The 19,133-nt window shown below is 41.7% G+C and carries 19 protein-coding genes; all 19 read left to right on the top strand.

All coding sequences use genetic code 11. The features are described from left to right. The first annotated feature begins 17 nt into the window (after positions 1–17). The 19 genes from floA (at position 18) to rpoD (ending at position 19,063) form a co-directional block, all read left to right on the top strand. Positions 18–1,007, top strand: coding sequence for a flotillin-like protein FloA (gene floA, locus MKY77_RS16725; protein WP_339146938.1), 990 nt, complete (start codon positions 18–20; stop codon positions 1,005–1,007). A gap of 67 nt (positions 1,008–1,074) precedes the next feature. After that, entirely contained in the window at positions 1,075–1,689 is a 615-nt protein-coding gene (locus MKY77_RS16720; RefSeq protein WP_339146937.1) for a hypothetical protein, read from the top strand. Between the two features lie 151 nt (positions 1,690–1,840). After that, positions 1,841–2,125: a sporulation protein YqfC gene (gene yqfC, locus MKY77_RS16715; protein WP_063560198.1), complete on the top strand. Its 285-nt coding sequence runs from the start codon at positions 1,841–1,843 to the stop codon at positions 2,123–2,125. Between the two features lie 15 nt (positions 2,126–2,140). Continuing rightward, a complete protein-coding gene (gene yqfD / locus MKY77_RS16710; protein ID WP_339146936.1) occupies positions 2,141–3,328 on the top strand; it encodes a sporulation protein YqfD in 1,188 nt (395 codons plus the stop codon). Positions 3,329–3,331: 3 nt separating this feature from the next. After that, positions 3,332–4,297, top strand: a complete 966-nt coding sequence (locus MKY77_RS16705) for a PhoH family protein (RefSeq protein ID WP_339146935.1) — start codon at positions 3,332–3,334, stop codon at positions 4,295–4,297. Positions 4,298–4,381: 84 nt separating this feature from the next. Continuing rightward, on the top strand, positions 4,382–6,592 hold the full coding sequence (locus tag MKY77_RS16700) for an HD family phosphohydrolase (RefSeq protein WP_339146934.1): 2,211 nt from the start codon (positions 4,382–4,384) through the stop codon (positions 6,590–6,592). After that, positions 6,589–7,059 (top strand): rRNA maturation RNase YbeY, encoded by a 471-nt coding sequence (gene ybeY / locus MKY77_RS16695; RefSeq protein WP_339146933.1) that lies wholly within the window; start codon positions 6,589–6,591, stop codon positions 7,057–7,059. The genes MKY77_RS16700 and ybeY overlap by 4 nt, the downstream gene beginning before the upstream one ends. After that, positions 7,034–7,429, top strand: coding sequence for a diacylglycerol kinase family protein (locus MKY77_RS16690; protein WP_339146932.1), 396 nt, complete (start codon positions 7,034–7,036; stop codon positions 7,427–7,429). Before ybeY ends, MKY77_RS16690 begins: the two co-directional genes overlap by 26 nt. 122 nt (positions 7,430–7,551) lie before the next feature. Further along, positions 7,552–7,950 carry a cytidine deaminase gene (locus MKY77_RS16685; RefSeq protein ID WP_339146931.1) on the top strand — a complete coding sequence of 133 codons (399 nt, stop codon included), beginning with the start codon at positions 7,552–7,554 and terminating at the stop codon, positions 7,948–7,950. Beyond that, a complete protein-coding gene (era, locus tag MKY77_RS16680; protein WP_339146930.1) occupies positions 7,943–8,860 on the top strand; it encodes a GTPase Era in 918 nt (305 codons plus the stop codon). Before MKY77_RS16685 ends, era begins: the two co-directional genes overlap by 8 nt. A gap of 147 nt (positions 8,861–9,007) precedes the next feature. Continuing rightward, positions 9,008–9,148: a YqzL family protein gene (locus tag MKY77_RS16675; RefSeq protein WP_082380828.1), complete on the top strand. Its 141-nt coding sequence runs from the start codon at positions 9,008–9,010 to the stop codon at positions 9,146–9,148. A gap of 115 nt (positions 9,149–9,263) precedes the next feature. After that, positions 9,264–10,040: a DNA repair protein RecO gene (gene recO / locus MKY77_RS16670; protein ID WP_339146929.1), complete on the top strand. Its 777-nt coding sequence runs from the start codon at positions 9,264–9,266 to the stop codon at positions 10,038–10,040. A 493-nt stretch (positions 10,041–10,533) separates the two neighbouring features. After that, a complete protein-coding gene (gene glyQ / locus MKY77_RS16665) occupies positions 10,534–11,421 on the top strand; it encodes a glycine--tRNA ligase subunit alpha (RefSeq protein ID WP_237663771.1) in 888 nt (295 codons plus the stop codon). Beyond that, complete coding sequence (gene glyS, locus MKY77_RS16660; RefSeq protein ID WP_339146928.1) at positions 11,414–13,495, top strand: glycine--tRNA ligase subunit beta; 2,082 nt, start codon at positions 11,414–11,416, stop codon at positions 13,493–13,495. The genes glyQ and glyS overlap by 8 nt, the downstream gene beginning before the upstream one ends. A 368-nt stretch (positions 13,496–13,863) precedes the next feature. Then, positions 13,864–14,493 carry a helix-turn-helix transcriptional regulator gene (locus tag MKY77_RS16655; RefSeq protein WP_339149844.1) on the top strand — a complete coding sequence of 210 codons (630 nt, stop codon included), beginning with the start codon at positions 13,864–13,866 and terminating at the stop codon, positions 14,491–14,493. A gap of 14 nt (positions 14,494–14,507) precedes the next feature. Next, on the top strand, positions 14,508–15,317 hold the full coding sequence (locus tag MKY77_RS16650; RefSeq protein WP_339146927.1) for a pyruvate, water dikinase regulatory protein: 810 nt from the start codon (positions 14,508–14,510) through the stop codon (positions 15,315–15,317). A 259-nt stretch (positions 15,318–15,576) separates the two neighbouring features. Beyond that, positions 15,577–16,047 (top strand): YaiI/YqxD family protein, encoded by a 471-nt coding sequence (locus MKY77_RS16645; RefSeq protein WP_339146926.1) that lies wholly within the window; start codon positions 15,577–15,579, stop codon positions 16,045–16,047. A 31-nt stretch (positions 16,048–16,078) separates the two neighbouring features. After that, positions 16,079–17,893 carry a DNA primase gene (gene dnaG, locus MKY77_RS16640; protein WP_339146925.1) on the top strand — a complete coding sequence of 605 codons (1,815 nt, stop codon included), beginning with the start codon at positions 16,079–16,081 and terminating at the stop codon, positions 17,891–17,893. A gap of 45 nt (positions 17,894–17,938) precedes the next feature. Continuing rightward, positions 17,939–19,063, top strand: a complete 1,125-nt coding sequence (gene rpoD / locus MKY77_RS16635) for an RNA polymerase sigma factor RpoD (RefSeq protein ID WP_047969363.1) — start codon at positions 17,939–17,941, stop codon at positions 19,061–19,063. The last annotated feature ends 70 nt before the right edge of the window (positions 19,064–19,133 follow it).

The following is a 19,133-nucleotide window of genomic DNA, read 5'->3' as shown; positions in this document are numbered from 1 at the left end:
TTAGGAGGAATTAGATTATGGATCCAACTACTTTAGTAATTTTGTTAGCTGTTGTACTAGGAATTATCTTTTTATCCGTATTACTGACATTTGTACCGGTAATGCTGTGGATCTCCGCATTGGCAGCGGGGGTAAGAGTCAGCATCTTCACGCTTGTAGGGATGAGATTAAGACGTGTTATTCCAAGTCGTGTAATTAATCCACTGATTAAGGCTCATAAAGCTGGATTAGCGGTTTCAACGAATCAATTAGAGAGTCATTATTTAGCTGGTGGTAATGTTGACCGTGTAGTAAACGCACTTATCGCGGCTCAACGTGCAAACATTGAATTGACATTTGAACGTGCGGCTGCTATTGATCTTGCAGGTCGTGACGTTTTAGAAGCAGTACAGATGTCCGTTAACCCGAAAGTAATCGAAACACCATTCATCGCCGGTGTTGCGATGGATGGTATTGAAGTGAAAGCAAAAGCGCGTATCACCGTTCGTGCAAACATTGAGCGTCTTGTCGGTGGTGCTGGTGAAGAAACAGTTATCGCACGTGTAGGTGAGGGGATCGTAAGTACAATCGGTTCTGCAACAGATCATAAGAAAGTACTGGAAAACCCTGACATGATTTCACAAACGGTTTTATCAAAAGGGCTGGACGCAGGTACAGCATTTGAAATCTTATCCATCGATATTGCTGATATTGATATCGGGAAAAATATTGGTGCTGAATTACAAACTGACCAAGCGGAAGCGGATAAGAAAATTGCACAAGCAAAAGCAGAAGAACGTCGTGCAATGGCCGTTGCCCAAGAACAAGAAATGCGCGCCCGCGTAGAAGAAATGCGTGCGAAAGTGGTGGAAGCCGAAGCGGAAGTACCTCTTGCAATGGCAGAAGCTTTACGTTCTGGCAACATCGGTGTAATGGATTACATGAATATCCAGAACATTACAGCTGATACGGATATGAGAGACTCCATTGGAAAACTTTCTGATCAGCCTGAAGATGGCGAGAAGTAAGCTAGAAAATGAAACGGGAAAAGCTGAATCGCTTTTCCTGCAACTCCTTTAAGGAAGGGAGGATGATGTGCAATTGGAAATGATTTTTGATATTTTTCAGCAGGCTCCCTGGCTATTGATTGTACTGCTAGGTATCATTTCGAGCCTATTTAGGGGCAAGAAGCAAGAAGAGCAGCAGCGACAACAGCAGCAACAGCAAAAGCGACAGCAACAACAACGTCAACAAGCTGCTTCACAGGCTGCACAAAAAAGGCAGGATGACTATGAGGATTACAGACGCGAAAGCGCCTCTACTCCTAAGAGGGAAGAAAAACCACGTTTTGACTGGGATATAGATGTATTCGGTGAAGGCAAACTTGAAGAGCTTGAACAAAAAGTTCGGGAAAAAGTGAACCCTTACCTAGAGAAAGTGGAAAAGAAGAGAGAACAGGTTACCCCTATTAGAGAGAGGGTGTCCCAAGAGGTGAAAGAGCTGTCCATTAAAGGTCAGGAAATCTCCAAGGACAGTCCTATCCTAAGGGATGAACTTAAGCTTTCAGAAGGAAAAGTCGTGAATTCCCGTCATCGTATTAAACCGAACCGTGTGGTAGAAGGTGTGATGTGGTCTGAAATTTTAGGCCAGCCTCGTTCTAGAAACCCTCATCGTCCTGTTTACGCAGAACACTTTTCCAAAAGAAAATAATTAACGTTAAACCCCTGTAGGAATCTAATGTTTCTACAGGGGTTTTTATGTGCATTAAAATCAAACAGGGTCCACCGCCATAACAGACCGAAAAATTCTGTGTTAAACCCTCTCCTCCCTTCATACATATGAAAGGAAAGGGGGTTATTCCATGCTGAAAAAGTTTCGTTCCCGTATGAATAACTGGATCACCAACAATATGGAATTACCCGCAGATGTCATGATGGATCTGCCACGCATAACAATGATAGGACAAATACATATATATATTGAAAATCACCGAGGGTTGATTACGTTTAGCGATACGGAAATTCGCTTGCTGCTGAAACAGGGACAGCTTCTCGTAAAAGGGGATTCGTTTGTGATCAGAACCATCTTACCTGAAGAGATCCTACTTGAAGGGAAGATCAGTCAAGTAATGTATCTGGAAGAATAAAATAGGGGGATTCACATGAAAAATCAATGGATGAACTTTTTTACAGGTAGCGTTAAGATAATTATTCATGGCAAAGGTATAGAAAGGTTCCTTAATGATTGTACCCGGAACGGGATACAGATATGGAATGTGAAAAAACTGGGGCAGGAGGCATATACCTGCCATGTACTTTTGAAGGATGTAAAGAAGCTCAGATCCCTCATTAAGAGGCAGGATTGTACTTTCCGATTTCTTACGAGAAAAGGACTCCCTTTCCTAACACAGTATTCCCTTAAGAATAGCGGATTGATTGTCGGGGTTATCCTTTGCTTCCTCACCGTATTCTTATTATCTAATATGGTTTGGAGTATTGAAATAAAGGGGGCTGAGCCTGCAACTGAGCACAAGATTATGCAGGAGTTGGACAAGCTTGGCGTGAAAAAGGGGAAGTTCCAATTTTTCCTTATGGATGTTGAGAGTATTCAGCGCAGTTTAACGGACACAATAAGTGAAATTACATGGATAGGTGTTGTTTTAAACGGAACATCCTACCATTTTGAAGTGGTGGAAAAAAATGAACCGAAAAAGATAGAAACCTTAAGCCCTAGAAGCCTTGTTGCAAAGAAAAAAGCGATGATTGCTAAAATATATGTGGAAAAAGGACAACCACTTGTACAGGTAAATGATTACGTGGATAAAGGTCAAGTTTTGGTATCTGGACTTATAGGGAAAGAAGATAATAAAAAATCGATTGCGGCTGTTGGAGAGGTGTTAGGGGAAACTTGGTACTTAACGCAAGCGGATATCCCTATCAAGACGACACTGCCGGTTTTAACAGGAGAAGCTTTTAACAGGCACTCTATTAAGGTGGGTAGTCTGAAAATGCCGGTATGGGGATTTTTCAACAAGGATTTTGAAAGACAAGAGGAATATGAAGCGGAACGACCTTTTTATTTCTGGAAATGGAAGCTGCCCATCTCCTATGTAGGGAAAACCGTTTATGAACAAGAAATTGTCGAGAGAATTTATGATGATGAAGAAGTGATTGAACAGGCACTGGAAATGGGAAGAAATCAAGTTCTCTCCAATCTGGATGGAGATGCGGCGATAAAAGGTGAAAAAGTTTTGCGCACTCATAAGGAGAATGGTAAAGTAAGGGTAGATATACATTACCAAGTCATTGAAAATATTGTCAAAATCGAACCAATTATTCAAGGAGACTAATGAATGTCAGAAGAACTAGTGATGATGAATCAACAACTAAATAATCCAAACGAAGCAATTGCACTATTTGGAAACCAGGATGTACATCTGAAGAGAATGGAAGAAGAGTTGAATGTGTCCATTGTGACACGCGGAGAAACAGTGAATGTATCCGGAGATGTGAAACAGGTGGAGATAGTGGACATCGTCATTCAACATCTGTTGCAGGTTATCCGAAAGGGTGTTTCCATCAGTGAGCGAGATGTCATCTATGCAATACAGCTCGCAAAAGAGGATAAGATTGACTCTTTTTTAGAGCTTTATGATGAAGAATTGACCAAGAATGTTAAAGGTAAATCCATCCGCGTTAAAACATTGGGACAAAGACAGTACGTTTCAGCCATCCGTAAAAAAGATCTGGTATTCGGTATCGGTCCAGCGGGAACAGGGAAAACCTATTTGGCTGTCGTGATGGCAGTCACCGCATTGAAAAATGGACAAGTGAAGCGTATCATCCTAACCCGACCCGCAGTGGAAGCAGGAGAAAGTCTGGGCTTTCTTCCAGGAGACTTAAAAGAGAAAGTGGATCCGTATCTCCGCCCATTGTATGATGCACTGCATGATGTGTTTGGGTCTGAGCACACACAAAGATTGATTGAAAGAGGGACAATCGAAATTGCTCCATTGGCATATATGAGGGGCCGGACATTAGACGATGCATTTGTCATCCTGGATGAAGCGCAGAATACAACGGCAGCCCAGATGAAAATGTTCCTTACAAGACTAGGCTTTGGATCGAAAATGGTGATAACGGGAGATATCTCCCAAGTCGATCTTCCTAAGGGGATGAAGTCAGGACTTGCAGTTGTTCGTGATATATTAAAGAATACTTCAGGCATTCAATTTATTGAATTGGAACAGTCCGATGTAGTCCGTCACCCATTGGTGGCTCGAATTATCGAAGCATATGATAAGTTGGAAACAAAATAAAGCCCCTTAACTGGGGCTCTTTCACTTTTCACTTGAAGCGGATAAAATCTTCAGGCACGTCGTTTATGGAAGGGGATAAAAAAAGTGAAAAAGAAATCGAAACAACGGAGTATTTCTTTTCAACACTTGAAGACCTTTAAGTTTTATCATGTTATCATTTACATTTTATTGGGACTTATCATGTTCGGTATCATGTTCAGTAATGTGAAACCAGAGAAAATAAATGTACAGCTGTTCACCAATGCAGAAAAGACGATTGTGGCACCTCATAGCTTCGAAGACAGGGAAGCGACAGAGAACTTGAGAAAAGAAGCAGAAGATCAAGTTCCGGATCAGTACAATCGTGACAAGGATCAAGCTTACCAACAGGTTGCAAGGGTAGAGAACTTTTTTGACGTTTTAATAGATACGAAAAAACAGGTGGCAGAACTCGAGAAACCGCCAGAACCATCCACTTCCACTGAAGAAGAGGGTGATGCTTCTGCAACCCCTGAAGAGTCAGAAGCTGTACAATTGACGGATGCAGAAAAGCTGAAACTTTTGGAAGAATCTCTTGGCGGCCAAGTGCCTGAGCAATGGAACGATGAACTCGATGATGAAGATCTATTGTTTTTACTGGCTTCCAAAGAAACCGATTTAATCAGGTACAAGAATGCCTCCGTTACAGCTATCAACAATGCCATGTCTAGGGATATTCGTACACCCGAGAACCTCACTGAGGCGAGAAATATTGCCAGAACAGAACTATCCCTATCAGGCAATGTTCCAAGTGTCATCATCAATCTTTCCAGCCTTTCTGTCGTGCCGAATGTCATCTATGATTCTGCCCAGACGCAGGAGAAGCGGCAACAGGCAATCGATTCTGTTGAACCTGTAAGAATTTCGCAAGGGGATACAATAGTGAAGGCCGGTCAATTCATTGATCGCGATATCTATCGACTCCTTACGGTTGCTGGATTTGTTGATCAATCCAAAAGTATCACCCCATTTGTCGGCTTATTGATTATTATCGGATTAATGATCAGTGCATTAGTCTATCTGTTTAAGAACATCGAAACGACCATTCATAGTAAAAATACGTATTTGACGATGTACTTGTTGATATTTTCCATTACGCTGATATTGTTAAAGATCTTCAGTTTCTTTCAAACATTGAATACGACCGAAATTGGCTATATTGCCCCTGTTGCAATGGGAGCAATGCTGATTAAAATGTTGATAAATGATCGCATCGCCATACTTTCTAGTATTATTTTCGGCATATGTGGAAGCTTTATTTTTAATATGGTTCCAGGTGCGATGAACTATACGGTAGGTTCCTACCTTATCATTTCTGCAGTGGCATCTGTGCTATTTTTGAATCAGCATAACAGGCGACTCACCATTTTGCAGACAGGTTTGTTTGTTTCATTCATTAACGTGGTAACCGTGATTGCCATGGTCCTGCTCACAAACAGGGATCTATCAGGAATGACGGAATTATTGGAGCTTGGAGTAAATGGAACCATGGCTGTTGGTTCAGGCGTGGTTTCCGCTGTTCTGACCATCGGGATATTACCATTCTTCGAGGTTGGATTCGGAATGCTTTCCACCATGAAATTGTTGGAGCTTTCTAATCCGAACCATCCTCTATTAAGAAAAATCCTGATGGAAACGCCTGGTACGTATCATCATAGTGTCATGGTGGCGAATTTATCCGAATCTGCTTGTGAAGCCGTGGGTGCTAATGGATTGCTTGCCCGGGTGGCTTCCTATTACCATGATATAGGCAAAACAAAAAGGCCGCATTATTTCATTGAAAATCAGATGGGAAGATCCAACCCACATGACAAGCTCCCTCCTCAGACGAGCAGGAATATCATTGTAGCCCACGCGACGGATGGGGCACAGATCCTTCGTGAACATAATATGCCAAAAGAAATTGTGGACATTGCAGCCCAACATCATGGGACAACACTATTAAAGTACTTTTATTTTAAAGCAAAAGAACAGAATGAAGATATCCCTGAAGACGAGTACCGTTATCCTGGACCGAAAGCTTCCTCCAAGGAGGCGGCGATAGTGGGGACAGCCGATAGCATCGAAGCGGCGGTAAGATCCTTGAATAACCCAACCCCCGATAAAATTGAGAGTATTGTAAAAGCTATCATTAAAGATCGACTTCAGGATGGCCAATATAGTGATTGTTCATTGACATTCAAAGAGCTCGAGGAAATCGGCCGATCCTTCTGTGAAACTTTACAAGGTATCTTTCATTCGAGAATCGAGTACCCGAAAGGAGAAGAAGAATCATGATGGAAATCGATATGATAGACGAAACGTCAAGACTGACGGATGAGCAATGGAAGGATATCAAAGACTTGTTGACCTTTGCTGCTGAAAAAGAATCCATCCAAACAGGTGAACTATCGGTAACCTTTGTGGATAATGAGAAAATCCAGGAAATCAACCGTGAATATCGAGAAAAGGATCGACCGACAGATGTCATTTCTTTCGCCATGGAGGAAATGGGCGATGGGGAAATAGAAATTCATTATGATGACGAAGCACCGAGAATGCTTGGAGACATCATCATTTCCATTGAAAAAGCGGAAGAACAAGCAAAAGAATACGGACATTCCGTTAAGCGGGAACTTGGGTTTCTTGCCCTTCATGGACTATTGCATCTCCTAGGATATGATCATGAAAACGAAGCGGATGAAAAAGTGATGTTTGATAAACAAAAGGAAATATTGGATGCATATGGACTCACGCGATCGTAACAATAAGGGATACCGGGGGTCCTTCACTCGAAGTTTTTCCTATGCATTTGAAGGACTGCTTTTTGTACTTCGAACAGAAAGAAACATAAAATTTCACCTAGTCATAGCTATAATGATGATTGGATTATCCATATATTTTGAAATTACGAAAGTGGAATGGTTGATTCTTTTTCTGGTTATCGGTGGGATGTTCGTCATTGAAATCATCAATACAGCGATCGAGAATGTGGTAGATCTAGTGACAGAAGAGTTCCATCCCCTTGCAAAAACGGCGAAAGATGTGGCTGCTTCTGCGGCCTTAGTTTTTGCTTGTATCTCTGTTATAATTGGTGTAATCTTATTTGGCCCTTATATAATGGGACACCCTTAAATAAATTGAAAATTTAAAATCTTTTATATTTTTATTTAATTTGAGGGTGATTTACGATGCCGATTGAGGTAAAATATAAGTAACGCGCAACTGAAGCTTACAGAAGAAAGGAAGAAACAACTGTGAACATCGAAGCTCTAATCCAAGAAGCAAAAGCAGCAAGAGAAATGGCTTATGTACCTTACTCCAAATTCAAAGTAGGCGCAGCATTATTGGGAAAAGACGGCAAGGTCTATCGCGGATGCAATATTGAAAACGCTGCATATAGTATGTGTAACTGCGCAGAAAGAACAGCGCTTTTCAAGGCGTATTCAGAAGGCATAAAAGAATACGATGCCATTGCTGTTGTAGCCGACACAAAACGACCAGTTCCACCTTGTGGAGCTTGCCGTCAAGTTATCTCGGAGCTATGTGCACCTGAAATGAAAGTAATCCTGACAAATCTACACGGTGATACGCAGGAATTAACTGTGGCTGAATTGCTACCAGGAGCTTTTTCACCGGAGGATTTAGATGCATAATCATACAACTACAAATTATAAATCAGGGTTTGTCTCCATTATTGGCAGGCCGAATGTTGGGAAATCTACATTTTTGAACAGAGTAATCGGCCAAAAAATTGCGATTATGAGCGACAAGCCGCAAACAACTCGAAATAAAATTCAGGGTGTATATACACAAGATGACGCACAAATAGTTTTCATCGACACACCAGGCATCCATAAGCCGAAGCATAAGCTCGGGGACTTTATGATGAAGGTGGCGCAAAACACGTTAAAAGAGGTTGATCTTGTCCTATTCATGATTAATGCGAAAGAGGGATTGGGAAAAGGCGACGAATTTATTATTGAGAAGCTGAAAGAAACTTCCACTCCAGTATATCTGGTAATAAACAAAATTGATGAAGTCCATCCGGATGACCTCCTCCCGTTAATGGAAACATATAAAGCTTTGTATCCATTCAAAGAAATCGTACCCATATCGGCATTGCAAGGCAACAATGTAGAGGTACTGTTGGACCAAATAAAGAAGTTCCTTCCAGAAGGACCTCAGTATTACCCAGCAGATCAAGTGACAGACCATCCCGAACGTTTTATTGTCGCAGAACTGATCAGGGAGAAAGTGTTGCATCTGACAAGGGAAGAAGTACCGCATTCCATTGCAGTGGCAATCGACTCGATGAAAAAACGGGAAAATAAGGACATGGTAGATATTCAAGCGACCATAGTCGTGGAGCGGGATTCCCAAAAAGGTATCGTCATTGGAAAGCAAGGGAAAGTCCTGAAGGAAGTCGGACAAAAAGCCCGAGTGGACATTGAAGCATTGCTCGGCTCCAAGGTATTCTTGGAACTGTGGGTGAAAGTTCAGAAGGATTGGCGTAATAAGCAGTCCCAGCTTAGGGATTTTGGTTTTAACGAGGACGAATATTAATCGGGAAGACGAGCGGAACGCAGTCAAATCAAAACAGGAAATTTACAATATTTATCTAACATGTTTTGACCCTTCTACGGTCATCATAGTCATATAGGAATTGGAACAAGTATGCTGGTCTTTACTACAGAAAGGGTGGGGTTTACAATGTTGGATTTTACCTGGAAGGTCTTTAAGGAAACAGGTAATATTGATACCTATCTACTTTTTAAAGAGCTTGAGAAAGAAAATGGCGATTTACCCGAACAGACAGAAGAGCTAGCGAATCGTGACTTACCAATTTCATAATGAAGGATGATCAAATAATGAAGGCAATTTGCACACATGGATGTTGTGGATTGCCTTTTTATTTTGGAAACTTTACAATAAATTTAAAGCCTGATAAAAATGGACGGTGTACGATTTGCTACATAAATGCGAAGGTATTGTCATTCGAACGAATGCCTATGGAGAAAATAATAAAATTGTAACCATCTATTCCAAAGAGCTTGGAAAAGTTGGCGTGATGGCCAGAGGGGCGAACAAACCAAGCAGCCGTTTTACCGCCGTCTCCCAGCTATTTTCCCATGGGACCTTTGTCTTCCAAAGGGGAACTGGCCTTGGTAGCCTCCAGCAAGGCGAAATAATGGATTCCATGAGATCTATAAGGGAAGATATCTTTCTTACCGCCTACGCTTCGTTTATTGTGGAATTGATGGACAAAACAACCGATGAAGGAAAACGAAATCCAGCTCTTTATGAATTGCTTTATCAAGTTTTACATTATATTGACGAGGGCTTTGATGCTGAAATATTGACATTCATCTTTGAAATGAAGATGTGCGATGTTATTGGAATCACACCGGAATTGAATCGTTGTGCATCTTGCGGGGCAACGGAAGGGACATTTGCCTTTTCCATAAAAGAGGGCGGTTTTCTTTGTAACAGATGCTTCCATAAGGATCCATATCTAATCAAAGTATCCCCAGCAACGTTGAGGCTATTACGAACGTTTTATTATTATGACCTGAATCGCATCGGTAATCTTTCCTTAAAAGAAGAGACAAGAAAAGAACTGCGTTTCATCATAGATGAATATTACGAGGCCTATTCAGGGATAATGTTAAAATCCAAGCGCTTTCTGAAACAAATAGGCTCATTGAAAGCAAGTCTGCCTGAAAAAAAAGAAAAACCAGATTGACTTTGCAAAAGAAATCATATATTATCCAATTACATTCATAAAGATTGCGTTGAAGGAAAGTAGTACTTATCAAACTCGATTAAAGCGAACCTAGGACGGTGTGAGCTAGGGAATCAAGCGGTAAGGAAGGCGTTCTGGAGCGATACGGATAAAGTGGTAAAGGCTGTCCTTACATCCTTTACAAATAGGGTGGAACCGCGGGAGAACCTCTCGTCCCTATGCTGACAAAACAGTTGGCATAGAGACAAGAGGTTCTTCCTTTTGTACTCAAGCCAACAAATAAAGTTAAATGGTTTTTGTTTTTGGCTCAAAGATGGATATCCCCTGTTGATTGGAGTGCAAGGTGTGAGACTCCTGCGGGGGAGTAACGGTTGATTGAGACCCCGCAACGAAGTGAGGAGGCTCAAGCACCGTCCCGCGGAAAGCGAACACCTGGAACGGAAATCTACAGGAGTCACAAGCAGTACCCCAATAAAAAAAGGAAGGTGTCACAATGAACATCCAAAACATGATCCTGACCCTGCAAAACCACTGGTCAGAACAAGGCTGTATCCTCATGCAAGCCTACGACGTAGAAAAAGGTGCCGGAACCATGAGCCCCTATACATTCCTAAGAAGCATCGGCCCCGAGCCGTGGAATGTAGCATACGTGGAACCATCCAGAAGACCTGTCGATGGCCGTTACGGTGAAAACCCGAACCGTCTATACCAACATCATCAGTTCCAAGTCATCATGAAGCCTTCACCAGATAATATTCAGGAGCTTTATCTAGAATCTTTGAAAAAACTTGGAATCGATCCGCTCAAGCACGATATCCGTTTTGTAGAAGACAACTGGGAAGCACCGACTCTTGGAGCGGCGGGACTTGGCTGGGAGGTTTGGCTAGATGGAATGGAAATCACCCAATTCACCTACTTCCAACAGGTTGGCGGAATCGAATGTAAACCGGTATCTGTAGAAATCACTTACGGGATTGAGCGTCTTGCTTCCTATATTCAGGACAAAGAAAATGTATTTGACCTGGAATGGACAGAAGGGTTCACGGTTCGCGATATTTTCCTGCAACCAGAATATGAACATTCTAAATATACCTTTGAAACATCTGATCCTGACATGCTCTTCTCTTTATTTGACATTTATGAGAAAGAAGCACACCGTCAGATGGACCACGGCCTTGTGCACCCTGCATATGATTATGTGCTTAAGTGCTCTCACACCTTTAACCAACTAGATGCACGGGGTGCCATTTCTGTTACAGAACGAACGGGCTATATCGGCCGCGTCAGAAACCTGGCTCGGAAAGTGGCAAGAACATTCTATGAGGAAAGAGAAAAGCTCGGTTTCCCAATTTTGAAAAAGGAGGAGAGCGACCATGAATAAGAGAGACTTTTTATTTGAAATAGGATTAGAAGAGATGCCGGCGCGGTTTGTGACAGATTCCATGAATCAGCTTCAGGAAAAAGTGAAATCTTGGTTGGAGACAAATCAACTTACCTATGAAAACATCCATGCGTATTCTACTCCAAGAAGACTTGCAGTGGTGGTAGAAGGACTTGTGGAAAAACAAGAAGATGTTACGTTAGAAGCGAAAGGTCCTGCCAAAAAGGTCGCTCTTACAGCAGACGGAGAGTGGTCAAAGGCAGCCCAAGGCTTTACAAGAGGTCAAGGACTAACTGTGGAAGATATCTATTTCAAAGAGATTAACGGCGTTGAATACGTACATGTTCAAAAACATGTGGAAGGAAAAGAAACGAAAGAGATTCTTAGCTCTATTGCTTCTGTTGCAACAAGCCTGCACTTTCCTAAAAACATGCGCTGGGCTGATGAGGACTTAAGGTATGTGCGTCCAATTAAATGGCTGATTGCCCTATTTGGAGAAGATATCATCCGATTTGAGATTGCAAAGGTAAAGTCAGACCGCGTTTCTTCCGGGCATCGTTTCCTTGGAGGTCAGGTTGAACTGAAGGATGCAGGAAGTTACGTAGAAGAGATGCTTTCCAACTATGTAATCGTCGATGCTACGGAAAGAAAAGAAGCTATCAGGAAACAGCTTTCTATCATTGGAGAAGAAAATGGCTGGGACATCCCTGTAGATGAAGATCTTCTTGAAGAAGTAAATAATCTTGTGGAATATCCAACTGCATTGTTTGGTACGTTCGAATCAGAATATCTCTCCTTGCCTGAAGAAGTATTGATCACGTCCATGAAAGAGCATCAGCGCTATTTTCCAGTAAAAAGCGAGGAGGGAACCCTGCTTCCTTATTTCGTGACGGTCCGCAACGGAAATCATGAGAACCTAGATATTGTTGCGAGAGGGAATGAAAAAGTATTGCGTGCGAGATTGTCAGACGCAGCCTTCTTCTCCAAAGAAGATGAAAAGCTGGTCATAGAAGAAGCTGTTAAAAAGTTGGATAAAATCGTCTTCCATGAGGAAATTGGAACTACCGGTGAGAAAGTTAGGCGTGTCCAAACCATTGCTTCAGATCTGGCAGAACTCTTAAATGTCGAATATGAAACAAAGAACCATGTCGAGCGTGCTGCATCTATCTATAAATTTGACCTTGTTTCCCATATGGTCTATGAATTCCCGGAACTACAAGGAATCATGGGAGAAAAATATGCAGTGGCAAAAGGGGAAAGTCCGATAGTTGCTAAGGCAATCAATGAGCATTATATGCCACGATCTGCTGAAGATCAGACACCATCTTCTGATGTTGGAGCAATCTTAAGCATCGCAGAGAAGATGGATACCATTGTCGGTTTCTTTGCAATCGGTGTAATCCCTACTGGTTCTCAGGATCCTTATGCGTTAAGACGTCAGGCTGCAGGAATTTTGCAGACCATCCTTAACAAACAGTGGACCATATCGGTAGAGAAATTCATTCTATCAGTTGTTGAACGTTATGTGGAGAAAGGGATAGCAAAGAAGGATACAACAGCGATTCTTGATGAACTATTGGCATTCTTCAAATTGCGTCTTAAAAACAATCTGTCTGAGCGCGGTGTACGATACGATATCGTAGACGCAACGCTTGAGCTTCCATTGGAAAATATCTGCTCCACAGTGAAAAAAGCAGAAACGTTGGAAGCGAAGAAAAATGAAACGAACTTTAAAGAAACAATGGAATCATTGAGCCGTGTTTGTAACATTGCTAAAAAAGCAACAGCTTCTGTTGATGTACAGGAAGAACTGCTAAAGCAAGCGGAAGAACAAGAGCTTTATAAACAATACAATGACAAAAAAGCACGTGTCCTGGAGGCAGCGGAAGCCCAAGATTTCGTATCCGCTTATGATGAACTTGCTTCCTTGAAGCCTGCCATTGATGCATTCTTTGATAACATCATGGTAATGACAGATGATGAAGCAATCAAAACGAACCGTTTAGCATTAATGGATAACCTTTCTAAAGTCATTTCCATTTTCGGAAATGTGAATGGGATCATCGTCAAGTAATTAAAAAAGACAAAGCCATAACCCTATGATAAAATGGTTAAACATGCAAAAGAGGCTGACTAAAGGCATTACCTCACAATATTTAGTCAGCCTCTTTCCAATTCTTCTGTTTATCAGTATAATTAGTATATATCAATTACATATACAGTATGTCACAAATAGAGAAGCGGAGGGCAACCGTTCAGCGGCGTACAAACTGGACTGAGTCGTATGAGATAAAGGAAACACGAAGGGCGATAGCGATTCGATGTTGAGCTTATCGTAAGGAGGCGAGGGAAGTTTGATAGACGCTGGGTGTCCGGAGCTGGACAAATAGAAAAGCGGAGGGCACCTCGACCGCTCCATAACCGAATAGGTGGTGAACGACAATCGAACTGAATAAACGGCAAGAAACCATTTTACAAATTGTAAAAGATCAGGGACCGATTACAGGTGAAGCAATAGCAGATCAACTGAACCTGACAAGGGCAACTCTACGTCCGGACCTTGCGATATTGACTATGGCGGGTTATCTTGACGCAAGGCCCCGTGTCGGCTATTTTTATACTGGCAAAACGGGCTCACAGCTTTTGTCTGATAAGATAAACAAAATACAGGTGAATGACCACCAGTCCATACCAGTCGTAGTGCATGAAAGTGTTTCCGTTTATGATGCAATCTGTACGATGTTTTTAGAGGACGTAGGGACACTTTTCGTAGTGGACAACTTCTCCATCATTGTGGGAGTGCTTTCCCGTAAGGACCTGTTGCGAGCTAGCATCGGGAAGCAGGAGCTTACTTCTATCCCGGTTAATATTATTATGACGAGAATGCCTAATGTTACGTTTTGCTTTAAGGAAGATCTTATTATTGATGTAGCGCAAAAACTGATTGAAAAACAAATAGATGCTCTTCCGGTCGTAAAGAAAACAGACAAAGGCTATGAAGTGATCGGTAGAATCACAAAAACAAACATCACGAAAGTGCTGGTTGCCCTGGCACACGATGAAATTATCTAGATTGGAGGAGAATCATGGAAAAGCGTACCGTATATATTGTATCGGATTCTGTTGGGGAAACAGCAGAGTTGGCAGTCAAAGCGGCAATAAGCCAATTTAATGGTGCAAACTTTCACCTAAAAAGAATACCTTATGTAGAGGATATCGCTACCTTGACGGAAGTGGTCTCCATTGCAAAACTCAACCATGCGTTGATTGCATTTACCCTTGTTGTTCCAGAAATGAGAAAGCACCTCGTATCACTTTCCAAAAAAGAGGGAGTTCCAGTGTATGATATCATTGGACCGTTGGTTGATTTGATGGAACAGGAATACGGTGTTAAACCGAAATACCAACCTGGCCTCGTACGTCAATTGGATGATGATTATTTCAAAAAAATAGAAGCAGTCGAATTTGCTGTAAAGTATGATGATGGAAGAGATCCAAGGGGAATCATCAAAGCCGATATCGTACTTGTAGGGGTATCCAGAACATCCAAAACACCTCTATCACAATACCTTGCCCACAAGCGCCTTAAAGTGGCGAACGTGCCGATTGTGCCGGAAGTGGATCCACCGGAAGAATTATTTAAAGTGAATCCGGAAAAATGCTTTGGCCTAAAAATCAGCCCGGAGAAATTGAATGATATCCGTAAAGAAAGATTGAAAGCGTTGGGACTTAATGATAAAGCAGCTTACGCCAACCTCGAAAGAATTAAAGAAGAATTGTCATTTTTCGAATCTGTTGTAAATAAAATAGGTTGTGAGGTTATCGACGTTACCAACAAAGCCGTAGAAGAGACCGCCAACATGATAGCCAACATATATAACAAACGATTGAAATAACGGAGCGCTTTTATAAGTGCTCTTTTTCATGGACTAAATATCCATTGATTTATCAGTGCGAAACAGTAGTCAATTCATAAACTTTATACTATAATAAAAAATTGTGATAAAAATTACTTGATAAGGTTTAGAGTGAAGGATTATCGAATAAACTAAAACTAGCTATAAGTCAAGGGCAATTTTATAGTTTCGTTCGACAACTGAAAAAAACATAGCGAAAAAAGAAGGTTTTTGGGAAGGGATGTAGAAACCATTTAACATGCAAAATAATCGAAAACCTATTATTTTGGTGGACGCGGATGCTTGTCCTGTAAAAGAAGAAATAAGCAGGATAAGTCATACATATGAAATAGATGTCTGCTATGTTGCTTCTTATTCCCATGTCATGACCAATAAAACAGAAGGTACCTGGATCTATGTGGATGATGAAAAGGAATCTGCAGATCTATATATTTTAAATCATGCGAAGAAGAATGATGTAGTAGTCACGCAAGATATTGGTCTAGCAAGTATGTTGGTGTCTCGAAACGTTTACGTGCTCACTCCTCGTGGAAAACAATATGAAGAGAGTGAAATGGAACTGAGCCTTCATATGAGATTTTTGTCCGCGAAAGAACGCCGGAAAGGTAACTATTCAAAGGGACCCAAAGCTTTTTCGGCGAATGACCGAGAAAGATTTGTCCACTCACTTAAAAAAACTTTGTCGAAAATTGCAGGAATTCTCGAATAGAGATAGAAATAGTTAATCACGGAGTGTTGTTATGAATTATCGAATTCCTGAACAAACAATTGATCAGATTAGGCAGTCTACCGACATTGTTGATGTAATAAGTGAATACGTGCAACTGAAAAAGCAAGGTCGCAACTATTTTGGACTATGTCCATTCCATGGGGAAAGTACTCCATCTTTTTCTGTTTCGCCAGACAAACAAATCTACCACTGTTTCGGCTGTGGAGCTGGTGGGAATGCTTTTAATTTTATCATGGAGATAGATGGGGTAAGTTTTGTTGAGGCAGCACAGAAGCTCGCCAAGTCATCCAATGTAGATGTGGAAGTACCGGAAGTATCACAACGTGAGCAATCCGGACAGTCTAAGGAAACAAAATGGATGATGGATGCACACTTGCTTTTGCATAAATTTTACCATCATTTGCTTTTAAATACAAAAGAGGGTCAAGAAGCGTATGATTATGTGACTGGCAGGGGCTTTAGCGATGAAACCTTGAAGAAATTCGGAGTAGGCTATGCTCTTAACAGTTGGGATTTTGCTTTGAAATTCCTGACCAAAAGAGGCTATAACCAACAGCTTCTCGAGAAAGCGGGTCTGCTGATCGAGAAGGAACATACGGCAGAATACTTCGACCGCTTCAGAAATAGAATTATGTTTCCTATCCATGATCATAAAGGAAATGTTATTGCTTTTTCGGGAAGGGTACTTGGAGAGGGAGAACCGAAATACTTGAACTCACCTGAGACTCCCCTTTTCAATAAAAGTAAAATTCTCTACAATTTCCATCATGCGCGCCCTCATATCAGAAAGCAAGAACAGGTCATCCTCTTTGAAGGCTTTGCTGACGTCATAGCGGCTGATGGAGCGGGGTTTCCAAATGCAATAGCTACAATGGGGACGTCCTTGACAGAGGAACAGGCCCGTATCATCCGTAGACATGTGGAAAGTGTCATCATCTGCTACGATGGAGATAATGCTGGTATTGAAGCTGCTTACAGGGCAGCCAATATACTGATACAGCAAGGTTGCTATGTAAGGATTGCCATGATGCCAGATAAAATGGACCCTGATGACTATATCCGCACTAAAGGATCAGACGCATTCCAAAAGGATGTAATAGGGGCAAGTTTAACGTTCATGGCATTCAAGCTCAGGTATTTACGCAGAGGAAGAAACATGAACGATGAAGGCGAACGGATGCGGTATGTGGAAGATGTTCTGAAGGAGATTAGCATGCTGACCAAAGCGGTGGAGCGGGATCATTATCTTCGTCAATTATCTGATGAATTTTCCATCTCCTTGGAGGCTTTAAAGCAGCAGCAGTTCCAAGTGTATAAATCTTTGATTCAAAAAAAGGATTATAACGAGCAGAATAGAATAAATATACCTAATAAGCCTAAAATCTTCACACAAGCGTTAAAGCCGGCTTATTTAAATGCAGAACGCTATTTGCTGGCACATATGCTGAAGGATAGGAATGTTTCGGAAAAAGTGCAAGCGGCGATTGAAGGTTCCTTCATTATAGAGGAGCATCGGGCTATAGCCACTTATTTATATGCCTTTTACGAAGAAGGCTATGAACCGAACATCAGCATTTTCATGGAGCGCATCCCGGAACAGGAGCTCAAGAAAATCATTTCCGAACTCGGAATGCTTACGCTTGAGGAAGAATTAAGTGATGCGGTTTTACATGATTATATGAAACAGGTGTTTAATTATCCAAAATTGTTAACAATAAAAGAAAAAGAGCAAGAAAAGAAACAGGCAGAAGCACAAAGTGACTTTCTGGGTGCTGCACAAATCGCGATGGAAATTATCCAAATGAAAAAAGAGTTAAAACAATAAATATACCTCTTTATCGCGTTCAATGTTGGAAGGAGGGGACAGTTGATGGCTGAAAAATCAGCGCAATCAAAAGAGATGGAAACAGAATTGACCATCGATCAAGTAAAAGAGCAACTAACAGAAGTGGGTAAAAAACGTGGTGTCCTAACCTATGAAGAGATAGCCGAAAAAATGGCTGGATTTGAGATAGAGTCCGATCAGATGGATGAATACTACGAGTACCTTGGTGAACAAGGTGTGGAAATCATTGGTGAAGCAGAATCCGATGATGATCCAAACACTCAACAGCTAGCAAAAGAAGAAGAATTTGACCTGAACGACCTTACTGTACCACCTGGTGTGAAAATCAATGACCCGGTAAGAATGTACCTGAAAGAAATCGGCCGTGTCGACCTTCTATCTGCAGAAGAAGAAATCAGCCTTGCTAACCGGATTGAAGAAGGTGACGAAGAAGCGAAACGCCGACTTGCTGAAGCGAACCTGCGCTTGGTTGTAAGTATCGCCAAACGCTATGTGGGCCGTGGAATGTTGTTCCTAGACCTTATCCAAGAAGGAAATATGGGGCTAATCAAAGCGGTAGAAAAGTTTGATTATCGTAAAGGGTTCAAATTTTCTACATATGCAACATGGTGGATCCGTCAGGCTATCACGCGTGCTATCGCTGACCAGGCAAGAACCATCCGTATCCCAGTTCATATGGTGGAGACCATTAACAAGCTGATCCGGGTACAACGCCAGTTGCTACAGGACCTTGGTCGTGAACCGAGTCCAGAAGAAATCGCAGAAGATATGGATCTGACACCTGATAAGGTTCGTGAAATCCTTAAAATAGCCCAGGAACCTGTTTCACTTGAAACTCCGATCGGGGAAGAGGATGACTCCCACCTTGGAGACTTCATTGAAGACCAGGATGCAACGTCTCCTTCCGATCACGCTGCCTACGAACTATTAAAGGAACAATTGGAAGATGTTCTTGATACACTTACTGATCGTGAAGAGAATGTTTTGCGACTGCGCTTCGGACTGGATGACGGCCGTACACGAACTCTTGAAGAAGTTGGTAAGGTCTTCGGGGTCACCAGGGAGCGTATCCGCCAAATTGAAGCCAAAGCACTGCGTAAACTGAGACACCCAAGTCGCAGTAAACGTCTAAAGGATTTCTTAGAATAGAACCTCATACGGAAATAGTTTGCTTTTCTTAAAAGAGTAAGCTATTTCTCTTTTTTTGCAATTCTTTACT

It is taken from the genome of Sutcliffiella sp. FSL R7-0096 (assembly GCF_038595065.1).
Taxonomy (GTDB): domain Bacteria; phylum Bacillota; class Bacilli; order Bacillales; family Bacillaceae_I; genus Sutcliffiella_A.
This window is presented reverse-complemented; position numbering and strand designations above follow the sequence as displayed.

Excerpts from the sequence above, each read along its gene's own strand:
- MKY77_RS16650 (WP_339146927.1), top strand. The coding sequence starts at position 14,508 with ATGGAAAAGCGTACCGTATATATTGTATCGGATTCTGTTGGGGAAACA.
- glyS (WP_339146928.1), top strand. The coding sequence starts at position 11,414 with ATGAATAAGAGAGACTTTTTATTTGAAATAGGATTAGAAGAGATGCCG.
- yqfC (WP_063560198.1), top strand. The coding sequence starts at position 1,841 with ATGCTGAAAAAGTTTCGTTCCCGTATGAATAACTGGATCACCAACAAT.
- MKY77_RS16675 (WP_082380828.1), top strand. The coding sequence starts at position 9,008 with ATGTTGGATTTTACCTGGAAGGTCTTTAAGGAAACAGGTAATATTGAT.
- MKY77_RS16705 (WP_339146935.1), top strand. The coding sequence starts at position 3,332 with ATGTCAGAAGAACTAGTGATGATGAATCAACAACTAAATAATCCAAAC.
- floA (WP_339146938.1), top strand. The coding sequence starts at position 18 with ATGGATCCAACTACTTTAGTAATTTTGTTAGCTGTTGTACTAGGAATT.
- rpoD (WP_047969363.1), top strand. The coding sequence starts at position 17,939 with ATGGCTGAAAAATCAGCGCAATCAAAAGAGATGGAAACAGAATTGACC.
- era (WP_339146930.1), top strand. The coding sequence starts at position 7,943 with ATGCATAATCATACAACTACAAATTATAAATCAGGGTTTGTCTCCATT.
- yqfD (WP_339146936.1), top strand. The coding sequence starts at position 2,141 with ATGAAAAATCAATGGATGAACTTTTTTACAGGTAGCGTTAAGATAATT.
- glyQ (WP_237663771.1), top strand. The coding sequence starts at position 10,534 with ATGAACATCCAAAACATGATCCTGACCCTGCAAAACCACTGGTCAGAA.
- MKY77_RS16645 (WP_339146926.1), top strand. The coding sequence starts at position 15,577 with ATGCAAAATAATCGAAAACCTATTATTTTGGTGGACGCGGATGCTTGT.
- MKY77_RS16690 (WP_339146932.1), top strand. The coding sequence starts at position 7,034 with ATGCATATGGACTCACGCGATCGTAACAATAAGGGATACCGGGGGTCC.
- dnaG (WP_339146925.1), top strand. The coding sequence starts at position 16,079 with ATGAATTATCGAATTCCTGAACAAACAATTGATCAGATTAGGCAGTCT.
- ybeY (WP_339146933.1), top strand. The coding sequence starts at position 6,589 with ATGATGGAAATCGATATGATAGACGAAACGTCAAGACTGACGGATGAG.